This window comes from Bradyrhizobium sp. 25ACV, from assembly GCF_054863005.1.
Genome location: NZ_JAVAYO010000003.1, coordinates 43,484 through 62,405, shown reverse-complemented (window position 1 = coordinate 62,405; position 18,922 = coordinate 43,484). Strand labels below are relative to the sequence as shown.

Annotated in this window: 20 protein-coding genes; 19 read left to right on the top strand and 1 reads right to left on the bottom strand. The window is 64.9% G+C overall.

Annotated features, from left to right (window positions below):
- Positions 1-263 precede the first annotated feature (263 nt).
- The 19 genes from fliF to RAD04_RS07255 all read left to right on the top strand — a co-directional run bounded on the left by fliF (position 264) and on the right by RAD04_RS07255 (position 17,156).
- Positions 264-1,889, top strand: coding sequence for a flagellar basal-body MS-ring/collar protein FliF (gene fliF / locus RAD04_RS07345; RefSeq protein WP_018318450.1), 1,626 nt, complete (start codon positions 264-266; stop codon positions 1,887-1,889).
- A complete protein-coding gene (locus RAD04_RS07340) occupies positions 1,886-2,578 on the top strand; it encodes a hypothetical protein (RefSeq protein ID WP_461623240.1) in 693 nt (230 codons plus the stop codon). The genes fliF and RAD04_RS07340 overlap by 4 nt, the downstream gene beginning before the upstream one ends.
- Before the next feature lie 6 nt (positions 2,579-2,584).
- The gene (locus RAD04_RS07335; RefSeq protein ID WP_461623239.1) at positions 2,585-3,898 is read left to right on the top strand and encodes a MotB family protein; all 1,314 of its coding nucleotides are present in this window, start codon (positions 2,585-2,587) and stop codon (positions 3,896-3,898) included.
- Complete coding sequence (locus RAD04_RS07330) at positions 3,895-5,073, top strand: chemotaxis protein (RefSeq protein WP_461623238.1); 1,179 nt, start codon at positions 3,895-3,897, stop codon at positions 5,071-5,073. The genes RAD04_RS07335 and RAD04_RS07330 overlap by 4 nt, the downstream gene beginning before the upstream one ends.
- The gene (gene fliK / locus RAD04_RS07325; RefSeq protein WP_461623237.1) at positions 5,070-6,398 is read left to right on the top strand and encodes a flagellar hook-length control protein FliK; all 1,329 of its coding nucleotides are present in this window, start codon (positions 5,070-5,072) and stop codon (positions 6,396-6,398) included. Before RAD04_RS07330 ends, fliK begins: the two co-directional genes overlap by 4 nt.
- Positions 6,349-6,930, top strand: a complete 582-nt coding sequence (locus RAD04_RS07320) for a transglycosylase SLT domain-containing protein (RefSeq protein ID WP_461623236.1) — start codon at positions 6,349-6,351, stop codon at positions 6,928-6,930. The genes fliK and RAD04_RS07320 overlap by 50 nt, the downstream gene beginning before the upstream one ends.
- A 90-nt stretch (positions 6,931-7,020) precedes the next feature.
- Entirely contained in the window at positions 7,021-8,253 is a 1,233-nt protein-coding gene (locus RAD04_RS07315) for a flagellar hook protein FlgE (RefSeq protein ID WP_018318456.1), read from the top strand.
- A 34-nt stretch (positions 8,254-8,287) separates the two neighbouring features.
- On the top strand, positions 8,288-9,766 hold the full coding sequence (gene flgK / locus RAD04_RS07310; RefSeq protein ID WP_461623235.1) for a flagellar hook-associated protein FlgK: 1,479 nt from the start codon (positions 8,288-8,290) through the stop codon (positions 9,764-9,766).
- A 3-nt stretch (positions 9,767-9,769) separates the two neighbouring features.
- Positions 9,770-10,828, top strand: coding sequence for a flagellar hook-associated family protein (locus RAD04_RS07305; protein WP_461617588.1), 1,059 nt, complete (start codon positions 9,770-9,772; stop codon positions 10,826-10,828).
- Positions 10,829-10,883: 55 nt separating this feature from the next.
- Complete coding sequence (gene flaF / locus RAD04_RS07300; RefSeq protein WP_028145728.1) at positions 10,884-11,228, top strand: flagellar biosynthesis regulator FlaF; 345 nt, start codon at positions 10,884-10,886, stop codon at positions 11,226-11,228.
- On the top strand, positions 11,228-11,638 hold the full coding sequence (gene flbT, locus RAD04_RS07295; RefSeq protein WP_461623234.1) for a flagellar biosynthesis repressor FlbT: 411 nt from the start codon (positions 11,228-11,230) through the stop codon (positions 11,636-11,638). The genes flaF and flbT overlap by 1 nt, the downstream gene beginning before the upstream one ends.
- Positions 11,639-11,652: 14 nt before the next feature.
- Positions 11,653-12,075: a flagellar hook assembly protein FlgD gene (flgD, locus tag RAD04_RS07290; protein WP_018318461.1), complete on the top strand. Its 423-nt coding sequence runs from the start codon at positions 11,653-11,655 to the stop codon at positions 12,073-12,075.
- Positions 12,072-12,338 carry a flagellar biosynthesis protein FliQ gene (gene fliQ / locus RAD04_RS07285; RefSeq protein WP_018318462.1) on the top strand — a complete coding sequence of 89 codons (267 nt, stop codon included), beginning with the start codon at positions 12,072-12,074 and terminating at the stop codon, positions 12,336-12,338. The genes flgD and fliQ overlap by 4 nt, the downstream gene beginning before the upstream one ends.
- Before the next feature lie 77 nt (positions 12,339-12,415).
- Positions 12,416-14,497, top strand: a complete 2,082-nt coding sequence (flhA, locus tag RAD04_RS07280; RefSeq protein WP_091960878.1) for a flagellar biosynthesis protein FlhA — start codon at positions 12,416-12,418, stop codon at positions 14,495-14,497.
- On the top strand, positions 14,494-15,246 hold the full coding sequence (gene fliR / locus RAD04_RS07275; RefSeq protein ID WP_461623233.1) for a flagellar biosynthesis protein FliR: 753 nt from the start codon (positions 14,494-14,496) through the stop codon (positions 15,244-15,246). Before flhA ends, fliR begins: the two co-directional genes overlap by 4 nt.
- Before the next feature lie 7 nt (positions 15,247-15,253).
- The gene (locus RAD04_RS07270; protein WP_028145725.1) at positions 15,254-15,673 is read left to right on the top strand and encodes a hypothetical protein; all 420 of its coding nucleotides are present in this window, start codon (positions 15,254-15,256) and stop codon (positions 15,671-15,673) included.
- Positions 15,670-16,146, top strand: coding sequence for a rod-binding protein (locus RAD04_RS07265; protein ID WP_461623232.1), 477 nt, complete (start codon positions 15,670-15,672; stop codon positions 16,144-16,146). Before RAD04_RS07270 ends, RAD04_RS07265 begins: the two co-directional genes overlap by 4 nt.
- 42 nt (positions 16,147-16,188) lie before the next feature.
- Complete coding sequence (locus RAD04_RS07260) at positions 16,189-16,701, top strand: flagellar biosynthesis protein FlgN (RefSeq protein ID WP_461623231.1); 513 nt, start codon at positions 16,189-16,191, stop codon at positions 16,699-16,701.
- On the top strand, positions 16,698-17,156 hold the full coding sequence (locus RAD04_RS07255; protein WP_461623230.1) for a hypothetical protein: 459 nt from the start codon (positions 16,698-16,700) through the stop codon (positions 17,154-17,156). Before RAD04_RS07260 ends, RAD04_RS07255 begins: the two co-directional genes overlap by 4 nt.
- Positions 17,157-17,520: 364 nt before the next feature.
- Here the strand turns inward: RAD04_RS07255 and RAD04_RS07250 are convergent, their stop codons facing one another.
- A complete protein-coding gene (locus tag RAD04_RS07250; protein WP_461623229.1) occupies positions 17,521-18,291 on the bottom strand; it encodes a response regulator transcription factor in 771 nt (256 codons plus the stop codon).
- Positions 18,292-18,922: the final 631 nt, after the last annotated feature.

Sequence of the window (18,922 nt, the reverse complement as noted above, 5' to 3'; positions counted from 1 at the left end):
TTGAGGGAGCACGGTCCCCGCCGTGACCGGCGGACGCGACGGCACGACATGCCCGCAATCGATCTCCCGACGTTGAATTTCATGCGATGCGCAGCGGCCGATCGTGCGGCCAGGCGCACGTAGCCGCTGGCCGGTCGCGTCACTCGGGCTTCTTGTAAAATTGCAACGCCTCGCCTGCGAACTGACACATTCGTGTCCTCGCGCAACCTTCAGACAAGGTTGGCAGCGGAGTGTCCCGTACGTTCGCATTGGTACGAGGTCATATGCTCAGTCGTGCGCAGGTACAGCAACTGCTCAACAATCTGCTGGAGCTTGGGCCGCGACGCCTGATGGCCCTGGGCCTGATCGGTTTTGCCGTTCTCGTGACCGTCGTCGGCGGCGCGTACTATCTGAGCCGGCCTGAATTCGAGACGCTCTATACCGGCCTCACCCGCGAAGACGTGACGCGCATGGGCGCCGCGCTGCGCGAGCAGAACATCACCTTCGACGTCAATACCGCCGGAGACGCGCTCTCGGTGCGCCCGAGCCAGACCATGCAGGCGCGGATGCTGCTGGCCGAGAAGGGGCTGCCGACCAGCGCCAATTCGGGCTACGAGCTGTTCGACAAGATCGGCTCGCTCGGCCTGACCTCGTTCATGCAGGAAGTCACCAAGCTCCGGGCGCTGGAAGGCGAGATCGCGCGCACGGTGCAGTTGATGAAGGGCGTCAAGGCGGCGCGGGTGCATATCGTGCTGCCGGTGCGTGGCTCTTTTCGCGCGACGCAGCAGCCGCCATCTGCATCGGTCGTGCTGCGCACCGACGGCGCGATCGAGGCACGCACGGCGCAGTCGATCCGCCATCTCGTCGCCGCCGCCATTCCAGGCATGAACCGGGACAAGGTGACGGTGCTGGATGCCGACGGCTCGATGCTGCTCGCCGAAGAGGACGAGGCGAGCGCCGCTCCGACCAAGATGGCGAGCCTCCAGAAGACGGTCGGCGGCATGGTGCAGGAGAACATCCGCAAGGCGCTGACGCCGTATCTGGGCCTCGACAATTTCGAGGTCAGCGTCGCACCGCAACTCTCCACCGACAAGCGGCAGATCAACGAGACCGTCTACGATCCGGAAAGCCGGGCCGAGCGTTCGGTGCGGAACGTGCGCGAGAAGGAATCCTCGCAGAACGCCGACCGTTCGACGCCGACCACGGTGCAGCAGAACCTTCCCGATCAACAGGTCAACGCCGGCGGCGGCAAGAACTCCAGCGAGGACAAGACCCGCCGCGAGGATGTCACCAACTTCGAGGTCTCGTCCAAGACCACGACGACGGTGAGCGACGGCTATTCGGTGAAGAAGCTCTTCATCGCCGTCCTGGTCAATCGGGCGCGGCTGGTCGCCGATCTCGGCGACAAGAGCAACCAGGCCATCGTCGACAGCAAGCTCGCCGAGATCAGCCAGCTCGCGGCGACGGCCGGCGGACTGGACAAGCAGCGCGGCGACCAGATCCAGGTGACGGCCGTCGACTTCATCGAGGGCTCGCGCGAGCTGGCGCCGGTGCCGCCGATCAGCTTCGTCGAGATGATCAACAAGCAGCTCGGCAGCGTCATCAACGCGGTGACGATCCTGGCCGTCGCGTCGATGCTGGTTTGGTTCGGCTTGCGGCCAGCGGTCAACGGCATTCTGACCCATCGCGCGGAGCAGGAGCAGGTGGAGGCGGCCGAGGCCGCTGAGATCGAGGCTGCTGCGGCCCTTGCATTGGCCGAGAGTCAGGACCCCGAGCTCAATCTCGTCGAAGATCTCGAAGGCAAGATGCAGCGAACGCCGCAGAAGCGACTGGAGCAGATCGTCCGGCTCGACCAGGCGCAAGCCGCAGCGATCCTTAAAGACTGGATGCGACGCGAGGAGGCGGCATGAACGCGGCAATCGGAAAATTTCTGACGCAGTTCGACGCGAACGGCCGGGTCAAATCACCGCCGCCTCCGCCGCCCAGGATCCAGGACGTACTGACGAGGCCGAAGGAGGTCATGCGCGAGCCCCCGCCGCAGCCCCTGGCCCATTCGCAGCCGTTGCCGCAGTCGCCGTCTCCAGCGCTGAAGGCGGAAGCCCCGCCGGCCAATCTCCTGGACGACGCCTACCGGCGCGGCCATGCGGCCGGCGTCGCGGAAGGCGACGCCAGGCTTGCCGAGGAGCGCGTCCGCAGCGCGATCCGTCTCGGCGAGGAGCGCGCCAAATGGTCCGACCAGCAGGCGGTCGCGATCGTGAGCGGCTTCGAGACGGCTTGCCGCGAGATCGAGACCAACATCGCAAGCTCCGTGGCGCGGATATTACTGCCGTTCCTCACCGAGGCAGTCCGCGACAAGGCGATCGGATCGCTAGTCGAGCAGATCGCGGCGCTGACCGGCAACTCGTCGGTGCCGGCGTTCAAGGTCACTGGCCCGAGCGAGCTGCTTGACCTCGTGAAGACGCAGCTCGAGACGTCCAGGCGCACCGGCATCGAGTACGAGGCCGCCGACACCTTGGAGGTTCGCGTCGTGGCCGACCAGACCGTGATCGAGACGCGGATCACGGCCTGGAGCGAACGCCTGAAGGAAGCACGCCGGTAACCCGCCATGGAAGAGGTCAAGCATGAACTCGTGATCGTCCGCCGGCGCAGCGCTTTCGCTGAGGAGGCGCATCACGGCGGCGTATGGAAGATCGCCTATGCGGACTTCATGACCGCGATGATGGCGTTCTTCCTGGTCATGTGGCTGCTCAACGCGCTCAACCAGGATCAGAAGCAGGTCGTCGCGAGCTATTTCAATCCGATCCAGCTGGCGGAAAATGCCCCCGCGCCGAAGGGCCTGAAGAATCTCTCCAAGAAGGAGCCGACCTCATTCGAAGGTCAGGACGGCAAGCGTCAGCCGGCCGGCTCGAACGAGGAACGTCGCGGCGACTCGCCGACGGCCGAGAAGCCGGCCTCCTATGAAGAGAAAGTTCTGTTCCGTGATCCCTATGCGACGCTCTCCGAGATCGCGAACAGCGCGAACCAGTCTACGGGACAGCGGCGCGCCGGCGCGCTGACGTCCGCCGAAGAGGATGGTCTCAAGGGCGGCGACGCCTACCGCGATCCCTTCGACCCCGGCTATTGGAAGCTGGCGCCGCAAGCGTCCAAGGATGCCGATCGCATGATCGAGAGCGAGCCCAAGCCGACTGCCTCCGCGCGCGACGGCGCCTCAGGCACAAATCAGGGCGAGCCGCAGCCGCGTCGTGCCAAGGCGGACGATGCCGGCGGAAGCCTGGCGCCGAACGCGGATGCGTCGTCCGCAAACTTGTCGCCGCTGTTGCCGCCGGGGCCCGCGCCGGCGCAAGCCCCGCGCGAGGGCAGCGCTCAGGCGAGCGTTCAAGCCAACGCCGCCGCGCAGGCGCGTCCCAACGATACGACGAAGGAGTCCGAGCCGCGCGATGCGGCGCAAACCCAGCAGCCGACCGTCAAGCAGCTTCAGGCCGCGATCGCGGACGCGCTCTCGGACATCAAGGCGGGCGCCGGGCCGGCGGCCGAGGTGCGTCAGGTCGAGGAAGGCCTTCTGATCAGCCTGACCGACGATGCGAGCTTCGGCATGTTCGCGGTCGGCTCGGCCGAGCCGCGGCCCGAGCTGATCCGCGTGATCGACAAGATCGGGCCGTTGCTGACGAAACGCCAGGGCATGATCATCGTCCGCGGCCATACCGACAATCGGCCGTATCGTTCGGAGACTTACGACAATTGGCGGCTGTCGACCGCTCGCGCGCAGATGGCCTATTACATGCTGGTTCGCTCCGGCGTCGACGCACTGCGGATCGAGCATGTCGAAGGCTATGCCGACCGCCGGCCGAAGCTTCCGAACGATCCGGCGGCCGCGCAGAACCGCCGGATCGAGATCCTGATTCGTGAGAAGCGCCCTTGATGAGGCCGCTCTTCTGCGCCGCCCTGCTGCTCCTGCCGTTCACGGCAGCGAACGCGCTCGCACAACCCGCGCGCCAGTCGGGCGAGCCCTATGAGCTCGTCCGCGCGTTGCAAGCCGTGCAGGACGGCATCGCCAACGGTGACACCGCCGCGCATGGCAGCCACGTCACGCTGATCCGGCAGATCGGAGAGAAGTTTCTCGCCGCTGATCCGGGCGTGTGGAGCAATGCGCAGAACAGCCAGGCTGCGGTCATCTACCTGCTCAGCGGCGGCGCGCCGCAGATCGTCCGCAAGCTGCCGCGCGACAAGATGAACGTCGACGAGCGGCTGTTCAACGGAGCGCTCGCCTATGTCGAGGGCCGTCAGGAGGAAGCGCGGGAGCTGCTCAAGGACGTCAAGCCGCGGACGCTGTCCTCCGGCCTCGGCGGACAGGTCGCGCTGGTCCAGGGCGCGTTGTTCGCGCGTTCCGAGGCATCGCTCGCGATCGAGCGTCTGGACGATGCGCGCCTGCTCCTGCCAGGTACGCTGGTGGAGGAGGCGGCGTTGCGGCGCGAGATCCTGCTGGTGGGGCAGGCGGAGGATTTCGACAAGTTCGAGTTCCTGGCGCTGGCCTATATCCGCCACTACCGCAACTCGATCTATGCCGGCGATTTCTGGCAGCGCTTTTCCTCGGGCCTGACGCAATCGAGTCTGGCGCTCGACGATCGCCGCTTCGCGCGGATCGCAGCGCTGCTCGAGCAGATTGATCGCGCGAGTCGCCTCAAGCTCTATCTCGTGATCGCGCGCGCGGCGATGGTGCGCGGGCAGATGGCCGTGACGCGGCTTGCCGGCGAACGGGCGCTGACGCTCAGCGCCGACGCCTCGGCGGACCGCGAGCGGGCGCACTTCTTCCGCGGCGCCGCGCGGGCGCTCACCGACGAGTATGACGGCGGTCTTGCCGAGCTGAAGGCAGTCGACCGGTCGAAGCTGCCCGAGCGCGACGTGCCTCTTCTGAATGCCACGCTGCAGCTTGCGCTTGACATTCGCAAGCCGCTTCCGAGCGGATCCGCCACTGCTTCCGACAAGCCTCCGGCAACGCCGGCGCGTCTCGATCTGGCGTCATCGACCGTGACGCTCGCGCGCGCGCAGAAGCAGCTCGGCGAACTCGAACTCCTTACCAGGGACCGCCGCCCATGACCAAGCTCAGTGGAACCTCCGGACAGCTCTTCTCGGGTCTCGCCGAGAGCCTCAACATCCGCGGCACGTCGCGTTCGGCAAAGAGCGCCGGGGCCAAATCGCAGGCTGGCTCGTCGTTCAACGATCTGCTCCACACCGTCTCGAACCTCGCCAAGCAGGCACTCAACGATGAGGGCAGCGATGCGACCGCGAAGGCCGGAGCGCTGCGCACGCGTCTGGCCCACCCAGCGGGCAAGGACAAGTCGAAGGACGAGACGGACGAGCGCACCGAGGCGACCGACGTGCTCAAGGTTGGCGACCAGACGACCGACAAATCGTCGGAGACGCAAAGTCCGGTCGGCCATGATCCGAAGCCGGACGTTCCGAACGGCCCGAACGCTCCCGTGATGGTCGGACAGGATCTCGTTGCCGCATCGGCCGCGAAGCCGCAAATGCCGTCGCAGTCGGGCGACAGGAAAGACGTGCCCGCGCGCGACGAGCGCTCATCCGGGACGAAGCGCGAAGTTGCGGCCACAGCCATGGCGAAGGCAACGACAGCGGATTCCGCGCCGTCTGCTGCCGTTCCGACCGGCGCGCGTGCACAAGGCGATGCATCGCAAGCCGCGACCGCGCAGCCAGGCAGCGAGGCTTCCGCCAAAGCCATGCCCGCGACATCAGGCTTCGAGGCGGTCACGGCCAATGTCGAACGCGCCGCCAAGGTCTCGACGCGCGACGCATTGCCCGAGACGACCAAGGTCACCGTGGTCCAGCAGGAGACCCATCTGCCCCCGGCGCAGTTCAACGCCCCGCAACAAGTCGCCAATGCGGTCGTCGCCGAACTGAAGGACTCCGCAGCCCCGGCGGCGTCCGCAGCGCCCGATCTCGCAGCATCCCAGACCAATGCGCCGGATCAGCCGCTCAAGATTCTAACCATCAATCTTGAGCCGCCCGCGCTCGGCAACGTCACCGTGCGCCTTCGTCTCGTCGGCACCGAAGTGTCCGTCCACCTTGCGGCCGCGCGCAAGGACACGAGCCAGATGCTGGATCAGCAGCGCGACCAGATCCGTGATCTCATGCAGACGGCGGGTTATGTCGCCGACGTCGCGCCCGTGCAGCACGGCTCGCTGGATGGATTCCAGAGCGGCTCCGGCCAGTCGCAGCCGCAGCTCTCGGGCCAGCAACAGCCTTCGTCGCAGTCGCAAGGTGCGTTCGGTGGCGCAGGCACGTCGTCGGGGCAATCCGATGGCGGCGCGAAGCAGGCCCGCCAGGAGCGCCAGCCCAGCCAGGAGACGCGTCATGACCAGGACGTGGCGCCGCATCTTCGTCGCGGCCCTGTTTATCTGTAATGCCGGCGCCGCGGACGCGGCCACCGACGCCGCGCGCCCCTGCGAGCGCGAGATGGCGCGCGCGGCCCAGCAACATGGGATTCCGCTTGGCATTCTCTACGCAGTCGGTCTCACCGAGACCGGCCGCCGCGGCGCGCTGCATCCTTATGCCCTCGGCGCCGACGGCCAGACCGTGTTCGCCAGGGACATGGATGATGCGATCGCAAATTTCCAGGCCATGCGCGGCAAGGGCATCAAGCTGATCGATCTCGGCTGTATGCAGATCAATCACTACTATCACGGCGACAAGTTCGCCTCGGTGCGCGCGATGTTCGATCCCGCGAAGAACGTCGAATATGCCGCGCGCTTCCTGAAAGAGCTCAAGCAGCGCGAGGGCAGCTGGACCATGGCGGTGGCTCGCTACAATGCCGGCCCCAACAACCAGCCGGCGCAGAAGCGCTATGTCTGTCACATCGTGGCTCACCTCGTGTCGAGCGGATTCGGCGCCTGGACCGACAAGGCACGCTCGTTTTGTCAGCCGAAAACGACATGACGACGTGAAGTTGTGCATGGTTCCGAACCATCAGCCCCGCGCAAGCAAGATCCCCCATTGTAACTGCAACCTACCAAAGGAGCCCACTTCATGAGCCTGTATGGTGTTATGCGCACCGGCGTTTCCGGTATGAGCGCGCAGTCCAACAAGCTGTCGACGGTTTCGGACAACATCGCGAACGTCAACACCACCGGTTACAAGCGGGCTTCGACCGAATTCTCCTCGCTGATCCTGAAGAGCGGCTCTGGCAATTACGACTCCGGCGCTGTCGAGACGACCGTCCGTTACGCCATCAGCGACGCCGGGCATACGCAGTTCACGACGTCGTCCACGGACCTTGCCGTGCAGGGCAACGGCTTCTTCGTGGTCTCGAACGCCACCAACACGCAGCAATATCTGACGCGCGCCGGCTCCTTCGTGCCGGACGCTCAGGGCAACCTCGTCAACGCGGCCGGCTACTACCTTCTGGGCCAGCCCGGTAAAGTGACCAATTTTTCGCAGAACAGCCTGGCTGGGATGCAGATCGTGAACATCGCCCAGGTCTCGCAGGTGCCGGTGCCGTCAACTGCGGGCACCTTAACGACCGGCAATCTCGATCCGAAGGCGGCTGTCATTGCCGGTCCGCCCGGTCCGGCGTCATATTCGTCGAAAAGCTCGATCGTCGCCTACAACAATATCGGTCAGGCCGTTACGCTCGACGTCTATATGTCCCACACCGCGACGGCGGCCGGCTCGGATACCTGGCAGGTTCAGGTCTACAACTCCGCGACGGGCACCTCGCTCGCCGCCGCGACCACTTTCACCTTCGACACCACCGCGACCGGAAAGGGCGCGCTGGCCGCGGCGAGCCCGACGGGCCTTACGTTCACGGTCCCGGGCGGCGCGGCGATGACCATGGACCTGTCGAACATGACGCAGGTTGGAGCCGACTTCAGCTTCAAGGCCACCGTCAACGGCAGCGTGCCCGCGGCGATCGACAAGGTCGATGTCGACGAGGCGGGCCATGTGACGGCGATCCTCAAGAACGGGCAGCAGTTGACGCTCTACACGATCATGCTCGCCGACGTCGCGAGCCCCGACAATCTGACGCCCGAGCCGGGTAACGTCTATTCGACCAACATGAATTCCGGCAATGCGCAGGCCGGGAATGCCGGCACCGGCGGGCTCGGCACGGTCCAGTCCGGTGCGCTGGAGGACTCCAACGTCGATCTCGCGGACGAGCTCACCGGGATGATCGAGGCGCAGCGCGGCTTCACCGCCAACTCGAAATCGTTCCAGACGGGCGCCGATCTGCTCGACGTCGTCGTCAACCTGAAGCGCTGAATTCCCCAGCGCTCACCCCCGGCAAGAGCAGATCATGTCCCTTACCGCCGCTCTCGACTCCGCTCGCGCCTCTCTCATGGCGTCGGGCATCCAGTCGTCGACGATCTCGCGCAACATCGCCGGTGCCAGCGCCACCGGCTATTCGCGCAAGATCGCCGTGCTGGACAACCTCCCCGGCACCGGCGTCTATGTCGCGGCGATCCAGCGCGCCGCCAGTTCGGGTCTCTATTCGAACGTGCTGACCGCGACCTCGTCTTCGGCCAAGCAGAGCGTGATCTATGACGGCTTGCAGAAGATCGCGGCCGCGACGGTGGACGATCCCGAGCTCGAGCAGTCGCCGACCGCCCAGCTCAACAAGCTGAAGCAGGCGTTGCAGCAATACGCCAACTCGACCGACAACGCGACCCTGGCGCAGGCCGCCGTAACGTCCGCCAAGGACATGGTGACCGGGCTCAACCAGGCCACCAAGGCGGTGCAGTCGGTCCGCGAGGGGGCCGACGCCGACATGGCGAATTCGGTCGCCAACATCAACCAGCTCCTGTCCCAGTTCCAGACGGTCAACACCGCCATCGTGAAGGGCACGATCTCCGGCGACGACGTCACCGACTATCTCGACCAGCGCGACAGCATCGTCTCCAGGTTGTCGCAGGAGGTCGGCGTCTCGATGTCGATCCGGACCAATGGAGATGCCGCGCTTTATACCGACAGCGGCGTCGTGCTGTTCGACAAGACGGCGCGGGCCGTGAGCTTTGCGCCGACCAACGCCTATACCGCCGGCACCACGGGCAATGCCGTCTTCATCGACGGCGTTCCCGTGACCGGTGCCAATTCCGTCATGCCGCTCAAGTCCGGCAAGCTCGCCGGCCTGGCCCAGCTGCGCGACAAGGACACGGTCACGTATCAGAGCCAGCTCGACGAGATCGCGCGCGGCCTGATCGACGCCTTCAAGGAAAGCGACCAGTCGGCTGTCCCGACGCTGGCGGACCGGCCCGGCCTGTTCACTTATCCCGGCGCGCCCGCGATGCCCGCGAGCGCCACGATCTCTGTGGGCCTCGCCGGGAGGATCTCGGTTGCCGCTTCGGTCGATCCGGCCGTGGGCGGGAACCCGAACCTGCTGCGCGACGGCGCGATCAGCGGCGTTGCCGCCTATAATTACAACACGACCGGCAACGCCGGCTTCTCGGCGCGGCTGCAGCAGCTCATCAACAAGATGGAAGCGCCGCAGCCGTTCGATGCCACGGCCCAGGGCAAGCCGAGCGGCAGCGTGATCGAGTTCGCGTCCTCCTCGGCGAGCTGGATCGAGAGCCAGCGCAAGACCGCCGACGACAACGTCCAGTACCAGAATACGCTGCTCGACCGCAGCACCGCGGCGCTGTCCAACGTCAGCGGCGTCAATATGGATGACGAGATGTCGTTGATGCTCCAGGTCGAGCGCACCTATTCGGCGTCGTCGAAGATCATTTCCACCGTCGATGAGATGCTGCAGAGCCTGCTGGCTGCCGTGGGGAATTAAGTCATGATGAGCGCGAACTACATCTCGACCCTGATGCTGTCTTCGTCGTTGAGGTCGTCGATCACGAACAACCAGAGCGCGCTGACCAAGGCCTCGAAGGAGGCGACCACCGGCCGTTTCGCCGATGTCGGTCTCGAGCTCGGCACGGGAACGGGCCGCGACGTGGCGCTGCGCGCCGATTTCAATTTCGCCGATCAGCTCGTCGACACCAATGAGCTGGTTGCGGGGCGCCTCGACGTGACCCAGAACCGGATCACGCAGCTCGGCAAGACCGCGTCGGAATTCCTCAAGAACCTGATCGCGGCCCGCGACGCCGAGAGCGGCGCGAAGATCATCCTGCCGAGCGCGTCCGCAAACCTTCAGGACGTCATCGGCGCGCTCAACGTTTCCTACAACGGGTCGTATCTGTTCGGCGGAATCAATACGCAGACCGTGCCCATCACGAACTACACGGCCGGCTCGGCCAGCAAGAACAAGGTCGATGCGGATTTCGCGGCGGCACCGCCTGCGGGCTTCGGCTTCTCGCAGTCTGCACCCGGAGTGAGCACAATCACACCGGCGCAGATGCAGAATTTCCTCGACAATGCCTTTGACACCGAGTTCGCAAGCCCGGCCTGGAACACCAACTGGTCGTCGGCCACGGACCAGACGCTGTCGAGCCGCATCTCCACGACCGAGGTCGTCGACAGCTCGGTCAGCGCCAACCAGCCCGGCTTCCGCAAGCTGGCCGAGGCCTACACCATGCTCACTGATCTCGGGAACACGAGCCTGAGCAAGGACACGTTTCAGGTCGTCGTCGACAAGGCGATCGGTCTGGTCAGCGGCGCGATCAACGATCTCGCCGTGCTCGGCGGGACCGTCGGCTCGATCCAGCAACGGGTCACCGGCGCGACCGAGAAGCTGAAGATCCAGAAGGACATCCTCAACGACCAGATCGTCAAGCTGGAGGCGGTCGACCCGACCGAGGCCTCGGTCCGCGTCAACACCCTGCAGACCCAGATCAAGACGGCGCTCGCGCTGACCTCGCAGCTCCAGCAGATCAGCCTCATCAACTATCTCTAGAGCCGAGGCTCGCAACCTCGTCTTGTTACCCGGTCTCCTGCGCAGAGTGATGCTGATGACGTTTGAAGCCTATGAATCGGTCGTCGACGAGAGCGGTTACGAAGCGCGGGGCCGCGAGCGGCAGGCGCTCAGCCTCGGCATCGACCGGCTTGAGCGGATTCAGCGAGGCGTGTTTCGCCTCGAGGATCTGGTCGAAAGCCTGCTCTATGTGCGGCGGCTGTGGACGATCTTCATCGAGGATCTCTCGCACCCCGAGAACGGGCTCCCGGACAAGCTGCGCGCCGACATCATCTCGATTGGCCTGTGGGTCGTCAAGGAGGCCGATCGGCTTCGCGAGGAGAGGTCGAACGACGTGATGCAGCTCATCGAAATCAACCGCCTGATCCGAGACGCTCTTTAATGAAGATCTCCTTGCGGGCGGGCGAACGGATCTACATCAACGGCGCGGTGCTACGCGTGGACCGCAAGGTCTCCGTCGAGCTCGTCAACGACGTGATGTTCCTGCTCGAAGGGCAGGTCATGCAGGCGTCCGACGCCACCACGGCGCTGCGGCAGCTCTACTTCATCGTCCAGCTCATGCTGATGAACCCGACCGACATCCGCGACGCCGCGGCGCTCTATGCCCAGCATCACGCGGCCCTGTTCGCCGTGTGCGAGAGCCGCGAGATGCTGGACGGACTGGGCGCGGTCGACGAGCTGGTCGAGGCGACCCGCTACTTCGAGGCGCTCAAGCGGATCCGGGCCCTGTTCCCGGTGGAGCAGGCCATCCTGGCCGGCGCCATCACCGAGTCCCCATTCCAGGCTGCCTGACAGCGGAGAGGCACATGAACGTCAACAGTGCGACCGACAGCACGAGCAAGTCGTCCAGTTCGACCGGCTCCACCAATTCGACCTCGAGCAACAGCGTCGACTACAACACGTTTCTTCAGCTTCTCGTCGCCGAGATGAAGAACCAGGATCCGACCAATCCGATGGATACCTCGCAATATATGAGCCAGTTCGCGCAGCTCTCGACGGTCGAGCAGGCCATGCAGACCAACTCGAAGCTGGATGCGCTGCTGTCCTCGCAGTCGTTGTCGCAGGCCAACGGCCTGATCGGCAAGACCGTCAGCTTCACCGACGCCACCGGCGCCAGCTTCAGCGGCAAGGTCGTCTCGGTCTCCATCAACGCCGACGGCTCCATCGCGACCCTCGAGAACGGCACCAAGGTCGCGGTCGGGCCCGGACTCACGATCAGCCAGTCATGAACGAACGCGACGCTCTCGACATCGTCCAGGCGGCGATCTGGACCATCATCGTCGCCTCCGGGCCCGCGGTCGGCGCCGCGATGCTGGTTGGCACCATCATTGCGCTGATCCAGGCCCTGACCCAGATCCAGGAGGTGACGCTGACCTTTGTCCCGAAGATCATCGTCATTCTCCTGGTCGTTGCCGTCTCCGGCTCCTTCATCGGCGCGCACCTCTCCACCTTCACCGAGATGGTCTATTCGCGGATCGAGCGCGGCTTCTGATCCGCGCGGGCGATCTGCCACCATCCCCGCGTAAGCTTTGCCGGGCAGATTAGGGGTGGACCCTCTGCCGGTGACCCATGGCCGATACGTTAGCTGCTAGCCTGCCGACCCCACGACGATTGGGGGCCGACGCCTTTTTCGCCGGCGGTATCGTGGCCATGCTCACGATCCTGTTCCTGCCGATCCCGCCGATCCTGATCGATCTCGGCCTTGCGTTCTCGATCGCGCTGTCGGCGCTGATCCTGATGGTCGCGCTGTGGATCCAGCGACCGCTCGACTTCTCGGCCTTCCCGACCGTGCTGCTGATCGCGACCATCTTGCGGCTGGCGCTGAACGTCGCGACCACCCGCCTGATCCTGTCGCGCGGCGGGGAGGGCGAGCAGGCCGCCGGCCACGTCGTCGCCGGCTTCTCCAAGTTCGTCATGGGCGGCGACTTCGTCATCGGCCTGATCATCTTCGCCATCCTGGTCACCGTGAATTTCGTCGTGATCACCAAGGGTGCGACGCGTATCGCCGAAGTCGGCGCCCGTTTCACCCTCGACGCCATCCCCGGCAAGCAGATGGCGATCGATGCCGATCTGTCGGCGGGCCTGATCGACGACAAGGAAGCCCAGCGCCGGCGCCGCGAGCTCGAAGAAGAAAGCGCGTTCTTCGGCGCCATGGACGGTGCCTCGAAGTTCGTTCGGGGCGATGCCATCGCCGGCCTGCTCATCACCGCGATCAACATTTTCGGCGGCATCATCATCGGCGTCACCCATCACGGGCTGACGCTGTCGCGCGCCGCCGACGTCTACACGAAGCTCTCCGTCGGCGACGGTCTGGTGTCGCAGATGCCGGCCCTCATCGTATCGCTGTCGGCCGGCCTGCTGGTCTCCAAGGGCGGCACGAGAGGATCGGCCGAGCAGGCCGTGCTGCGCCAGCTCGGCGGCTATCCCCGTGCTGTGTCGGCCGCCGCACTGATGATGTTTGTGCTCGCCTTGATGCCAGGGCTGCCGTTGGCGCCCTTCGTGCTGCTCGGCGGCGTCATGGCCTTCGTCGGCTACTCGCTGCCGAAGCAGCAGGCGGCCTTGAAGCAGAAGGAGGATGCGCGCAAGGCCGACGAGCGCGCCCAGGCTGAGGCCAAGGAATCCGTCAAGGACCAGCTCAAGACCGCCGAGATCGAACTGGCGCTCGGCGGCCATTTGTCGGTCCATCTGCTAGGCTCGCGCACCGAGCTGGCCCACCGCGTGGCCAAGATCCGCAAGAAGTTCGCCAAGCAGTACGGCTTCGTCATTCCCGAGATCAAGCTCAGCGACAATCTGTCGATCGACCCCAAGGGGTACCAGATCCGGATCCACGACACCCGCGTCGCCCATGGCGAGCTCAGGCTCGGCGAGGTGCTGGTGCTGGTCGACAAGGACGGCAAGCCCGACGTGCCCGGCGAAGAGGTGGTCGAACCCGCTTTCGGCATGAAGGCGCTGTGGGTGACGGAAGCCTTCACGGACGAAGTCAAGCGGCAGGGCTGCAAGCCGGTCGACAATCTGTCGGTGCTGCTCACGCATTTGAGCGAAGTGATCCGGGCGAACCTCGCCCAGCTCCTGTCCTACAAGGACATGCGCGCGCTGCTCGACCGGCTCGATCCCGAGTACAAGCGCCTCGTCGAGGATCTCTGCCCGTCGCAAATCTCCTATTCCGGCCTGCTGGCGATCCTGAAGATTCTGCTGGCCGAGCGCGTCTCCATCCGCAATCTTCACCTCATCCTCGAGGCGATCGCCGAGATCGCGCCTCACGTGCGCCGCTCCGAGCAGGTCGCAGAGCACGTGCGGACCCGGCTTGCCCAGCAGATCTGCGGCGACCTCTCCGACAACGGCGTGCTCAACGTCGTCCGTCTCGGCAACCGCTGGGACCTCGCGTTCCACCAGAGCTTGAAGCGCGACGCCAAGGGCGACGTCGTCGAGTTCGACGCCGATCCGCGCCTGATCGAGCAGTTCGCGACCGAGGCCAGCGCCGCGATCCGCAAGTTCACCGAGAACGGCACCAGCGTCGTGCTGGCGGTGACGCCGGAAGCCCGACCCTATGTCCGGATGATCCTGGAGCGGGTGTTCCCGACCTTGCCGATCCTGTCGCATGTCGAAGTCGCGCGCAGCGCCGAGATCAGGGCGCTCGGAGCCGTGTCGTGATCAGTGGCCTTGCCGACAGCGTGCTGGTGACGTTCATCGTGTTCTGCCGCATCGGCGCCTGCCTGATGCTGGTGCCCGGCTTTTCCAGCGTCAACGTTCCGGCCCAGGTCCGCCTGTTCGTCGCGCTCGTCACGACCTTTGCACTGACGCCGATCCTGATCGCGGTGCTGAAGCCGCTCACGGACAACGCCGCGCCGCTGACGCTGGCCCTCCTGATCTGCTCCGAGCTCGTGGTCGGCAGCGTCATCGGGCTCGGCGGGCGGGTGTTCTTTCTGGCGCTCCAGACCATGGCGACGGTGACGGCCAGTGCGATCGGGCTCAGCAACATCCCGGGAACGCCGGTCGCCGACAGCGATCCGGCGCCGGCGCTGGTGCCGCTGATCATGGTGTCAGTCACCACGCTGTTCTTCATGACGGACCAGCATTGGCAGGTCCTGCGCGGGCTGATGAACTCCTACGACGTCTGGCGTCCCGGCGACAGGCTCGGCGGCGGCATGGCACTCGACCTGCTCGTCGGCCGCCTGTCGGAAGCATTCGTGCTGACGCTGCGGATCGCCAGCCCGTTCATCGTCTATTCGGTGATCGTCAACCTGGCGGTCAGCCTGATCAACAAGCTGACGCCGGCAATTCCGGTCTATTTCATCTCCGTGCCCTTCGTGCTGTTCGGCGGCTTCCTGCTGCTCTACCTCACGAGCGACGAGCTGCTGACGCAATTCATGCTCGGCCTCTCGTCCTGGCTGGCGGAGTGAGCCTTTGATGACGTCGCGCGCGGACAAGCTCGGCCGGATGGTTTCGTTGGTGAAGCTCCAGCTCCGGCTGTCCGAATGGCAGCTCGCGCAGCTGCGGCAGCAGGAGCGAAGCCTGCAGGACGAGCAGGAATGGCTGGTGGGAGCCCTGAATGATGGCAAGCCGCCCGCGGGATCGTCGAGCGAATCGATCGCGCGGCGCTTGAACAGGACGAGCGTCGGTGCGCGCGAGATCCGGACGCAGGCCGCGCAGCAGCTCGACCAGGTCCGCGCCGAGAGCCGCCGCGTGAAGCAGCTCGAGCAGGTCGCGAAGGCGGCGCTGGCCGACAAGCTCCGTGACGCCGAGAAGCGCTCCCTCGAGGAGATGACGGGAATAAGCCCAGCCGTGCGCGCGTGGACGCCACGGCCAGCCAATCGGAACAAGCCATGATCGTGACCGCGACACCCGACCTCGTTCTCGACGTCCTCGAGGCCGCCGATCCCGCGACCCAGCGCGCGGCGATCGCGAAACTCGATGCGCTGAAATCCTCCGATGCCGACTTCGCCGCCACGATGGACGCGGAGGCCGGCAAGGCGGCGGCAGCTGCCGAGCAGCCCGCCACCAAGGTTTCCGAGGCGCAGTCGGATGCAGTGAACGGGGCCCCGGTGCGGATGATCAAGGCGCCGGCATCCGGCGAGGTGTACCGGAAGTTCGAAGCGTTCATCCTCCAGACCTTCGTCGAGACGATGTTGCCGAAGGAATCCGAGCAGGTCTTTGGCAAGGGCACGGCCGGCGGCGTCTGGAAGTCGATGCTGGCGGAGCAGCTTGGCAGCCAGCTGGCAAAGGGCAACGGCATTGGCATCGCCAAGCAGCTGGCCGCCGCCAATCCGGCGGGGCCGAACGGTGCCGGCAAGGCCGGATGATGATCCGCGAACGGGTGACAGAAGTTGAAGGGTGAATTTCCTATGCAGGCACAAGACAGCGCGGCGGCCATGGTGATCGAGCAGCCGGTCGTGGACACCGGGGTGACGGCGACGGAAGCAGCAGAAGCCGATGCGCTGCTGCCGGTGCTGCTGCCGATCATGAGCGGCGAGGCCGTGGTCGACGGCGCGGATGCGGCGAGATCGGATGAAGTGCGCGGCCTGCTGGCAGCGATCCGCCGGCTCGAGAGCATCGTCGAGGAGGAGACGGTCGCGCTCACGACGCGCCAGAAGATCGATTTCGACGACTTCAGCGCCCGGAAGAGCCGGAGCATGCTCGAATTCGTCCGCCTGATGCGGGCGCGGATGCATCTCGGCGGCGACGTCGAGGTCACCGAGGTAATTCGGCGGCTGCGCGAGAAGCTCGAGCGGAATCGCTCGATCCTCGAAATGCACTACGACGCGGTGCGCGAGGTCGCGGGCATCATCGTCAAAGCGATCAAGGAGGCCGAGTCGGACGGCACCTATACCGGCCGCGCAGCGCAGGACGGAAAATGATCAGACTGGTGCTGGCCGGGCTCTGGGTATGCATCCTCACCGCGGGCACGAGCTATGGCGTGGCCTATTGGAAGGAGAACGGCAGCCTGCTGCCGGCGAAGGACGAATTTCTCGACGGGCTGCAATACCAGAAGACCCGGGCATTGAGCGTGCCCATGGTCGAGAACGGCAATGTGCAGGGCTATATCGTCGCGCGCTTCGTCTACACCGTGGAGGCGCGGACGATGCACCAGCTCAACGTTCCGCCGGAGCCGTTCGTCGTCGATGAGGCCTTTCGCAGGATCTATGCCGACGACCGTCTCGACTTCAGGAAGCTCGCCCGCTACGACCTCTCCATCCTGACGGCCGCCATCAAGCAGCGCGTCAACGAGCGGATGCAGGCTGACGTCGTCCAGGACGTCCTGGTCGAGGATTTCAATTACGTCTCCAAGGAAGAATTCCAGCAGAAGCCGTAGAGTGTGACGCAGGGGCTATCGCATTTGGCGCTTTGCGCGAGCTGAGCGCGCGCCTCGTCCTTCGAGACGACCGCTTCGCGGTCTCCTCAGGATGAGGCTAAGCGGGCATCGATACTCGTCAAAACTGGCGCAACGCTCTCGGTCCTCATCCTGAGCCCGCCAACGGCGGGCGTCTCGAAGGATGGCCACAGGCGAAATCGCGCCCATATGCGATTGCCCTGCTCACCAGGGGGAGGGGAACGCAGCTCCATCGGGGCACTCGTAGGGCTCATCCCATCCGTCTCCCGCCCCCGAACGTGCAACGGCCTCTGCGAAGGTGCTTCGCAGAGGCCGTTGTTGGTTTCGCCCGCAGGCTTGCGCCGTGTCAGTTGTTGACTGGATAGGTGGCCGGGACGGCATGCGCCCTGTTCAGGATGATGCCGACCTCGTCGAGCTCCTGCATCGGCACGTCGAGGGTCTCGCCGGCGGGGATGTCGAGGCGGTAGCCGACGTAACGCCGGGCCACGATCGCGTCGAAGCCGAGGCGGTCGCGGAGCTTCTTGCGCAGCTTGCTGACGTGGCTCTCGATCACGCTCTCGTCGAAGGTGGACTCGAAGATGCCGTAGACCGCATTGAAGATCTGCGTCTTGGTGATCCACTTGCCGTGATTGCTGACCATATATTCGAGAATGCGCAGTTCGCGGCGGGGCAGGGTGAGGGCGTGGCCCGCGATCTCGGGGTCACGGCCGTTGAAGAAGACCTGGATCCTGCTCTCGCAGGGCCTCGGCAGCTCGCCCACCCGGCGGCGCGCGATCGCGGCCGTTCGGGCGAGGATCTCGCGCAGGTGGATTGGCACGTGCACGACGTCGTCGACACCCGATTCGAACAGCTCCAGCGTGTTCTTGAGCATCTTCTGGCCGCTCATGGCGATGATGGGAGCCGAGGAACGCTTGCGCATCGCCCGCGGCAGGCTTCCGCGGGCATCGCAATCCCCGAGGAGGAAGGCGTCCACCGCTGCCAGATCCGATTCACTCGCGGATTGTAGCCAGTCCCAGAATTCTCCGGAGGAGAAGCCGATCGACGATACGCCTTCGCGAACGAGCCCTCCGACATAGCTGTTCGCGACGCTCTCGCGATCATCAACGATAATATACATTAGTCTTTCGCCCCTGTTTCGCACTTGTCGCGGCCGGTAGGTTGTTGTGATGCCCGGCTCGGCAACGATGCTGTTTGACGACATTCCTTCCCGCGAACCGTTGTTATGGTTTCGATATTCGCGGGCAGCCCTACGCATTCAGTGCCTGCGTCTCGCAGGCCTGGTACTTCAACTCGATACTGAACGCTTACTGCGTGAGGCCCGGCGGGTGTCTTACGGATCACCTCGCGGGGCGGATTGAGAAACGACCTAGAACAGTTGCGCCAAGTTGCTCATCGCGTCCGAACGCCACTGAATCTGTGTCGATCTCCTCGCCAACTGGCGAGAATCACTTGAGTAGGACCGTAACAATTGCCGATTTCCGATCAAGCGTGCGTAACGAAGCGATTGCTACGAGTGCTTGATGCTGTTGGTTTGTTTCGGGTTGTTTCTTGATATGTTCAAACGCATCAGTTGATTTGGAAAATAAACTAGTTTTGCATCGTGATGGGTCTAAGGTTCCGCATCCCCGTACAATCACAGCTGTTTTAGGTGTGTGGTGGATCAGGCATATCGAGGGGTTTTCAACCCGGGATTGACTCTCGTGGGCGTGTTTCCCCGTGCGACAATTCGACTCACGTGTGGCGGCGAG

What these genes read in the sequence shown, in the direction of transcription:
- flaF (WP_028145728.1), top strand. Translation starts at nt 10,884, where the DNA reads ATGACGTTTGAAGCCTATGAATCGGTCGTCGACGAGAGCGGTTACGAA.
- fliK (WP_461623237.1), top strand. Translation starts at nt 5,070, where the DNA reads ATGACCAAGCTCAGTGGAACCTCCGGACAGCTCTTCTCGGGTCTCGCC.
- flbT (WP_461623234.1), top strand. Translation starts at nt 11,228, where the DNA reads ATGAAGATCTCCTTGCGGGCGGGCGAACGGATCTACATCAACGGCGCG.
- RAD04_RS07315 (WP_018318456.1), top strand. Translation starts at nt 7,021, where the DNA reads ATGAGCCTGTATGGTGTTATGCGCACCGGCGTTTCCGGTATGAGCGCG.
- flgD (WP_018318461.1), top strand. Translation starts at nt 11,653, where the DNA reads ATGAACGTCAACAGTGCGACCGACAGCACGAGCAAGTCGTCCAGTTCG.
- RAD04_RS07250 (WP_461623229.1), bottom strand. Translation starts at nt 18,291, where the DNA reads ATGTATATTATCGTTGATGATCGCGAGAGCGTCGCGAACAGCTATGTC.
- RAD04_RS07305 (WP_461617588.1), top strand. Translation starts at nt 9,770, where the DNA reads ATGATGAGCGCGAACTACATCTCGACCCTGATGCTGTCTTCGTCGTTG.
- flgK (WP_461623235.1), top strand. Translation starts at nt 8,288, where the DNA reads ATGTCCCTTACCGCCGCTCTCGACTCCGCTCGCGCCTCTCTCATGGCG.
- RAD04_RS07270 (WP_028145725.1), top strand. Translation starts at nt 15,254, where the DNA reads ATGACGTCGCGCGCGGACAAGCTCGGCCGGATGGTTTCGTTGGTGAAG.
- RAD04_RS07320 (WP_461623236.1), top strand. Translation starts at nt 6,349, where the DNA reads ATGACCAGGACGTGGCGCCGCATCTTCGTCGCGGCCCTGTTTATCTGT.
- RAD04_RS07265 (WP_461623232.1), top strand. Translation starts at nt 15,670, where the DNA reads ATGATCGTGACCGCGACACCCGACCTCGTTCTCGACGTCCTCGAGGCC.
- flhA (WP_091960878.1), top strand. Translation starts at nt 12,416, where the DNA reads ATGGCCGATACGTTAGCTGCTAGCCTGCCGACCCCACGACGATTGGGG.
- fliQ (WP_018318462.1), top strand. Translation starts at nt 12,072, where the DNA reads ATGAACGAACGCGACGCTCTCGACATCGTCCAGGCGGCGATCTGGACC.
- RAD04_RS07255 (WP_461623230.1), top strand. Translation starts at nt 16,698, where the DNA reads ATGATCAGACTGGTGCTGGCCGGGCTCTGGGTATGCATCCTCACCGCG.
- RAD04_RS07260 (WP_461623231.1), top strand. Translation starts at nt 16,189, where the DNA reads ATGCAGGCACAAGACAGCGCGGCGGCCATGGTGATCGAGCAGCCGGTC.
- RAD04_RS07335 (WP_461623239.1), top strand. Translation starts at nt 2,585, where the DNA reads ATGGAAGAGGTCAAGCATGAACTCGTGATCGTCCGCCGGCGCAGCGCT.
- fliF (WP_018318450.1), top strand. Translation starts at nt 264, where the DNA reads ATGCTCAGTCGTGCGCAGGTACAGCAACTGCTCAACAATCTGCTGGAG.
- RAD04_RS07340 (WP_461623240.1), top strand. Translation starts at nt 1,886, where the DNA reads ATGAACGCGGCAATCGGAAAATTTCTGACGCAGTTCGACGCGAACGGC.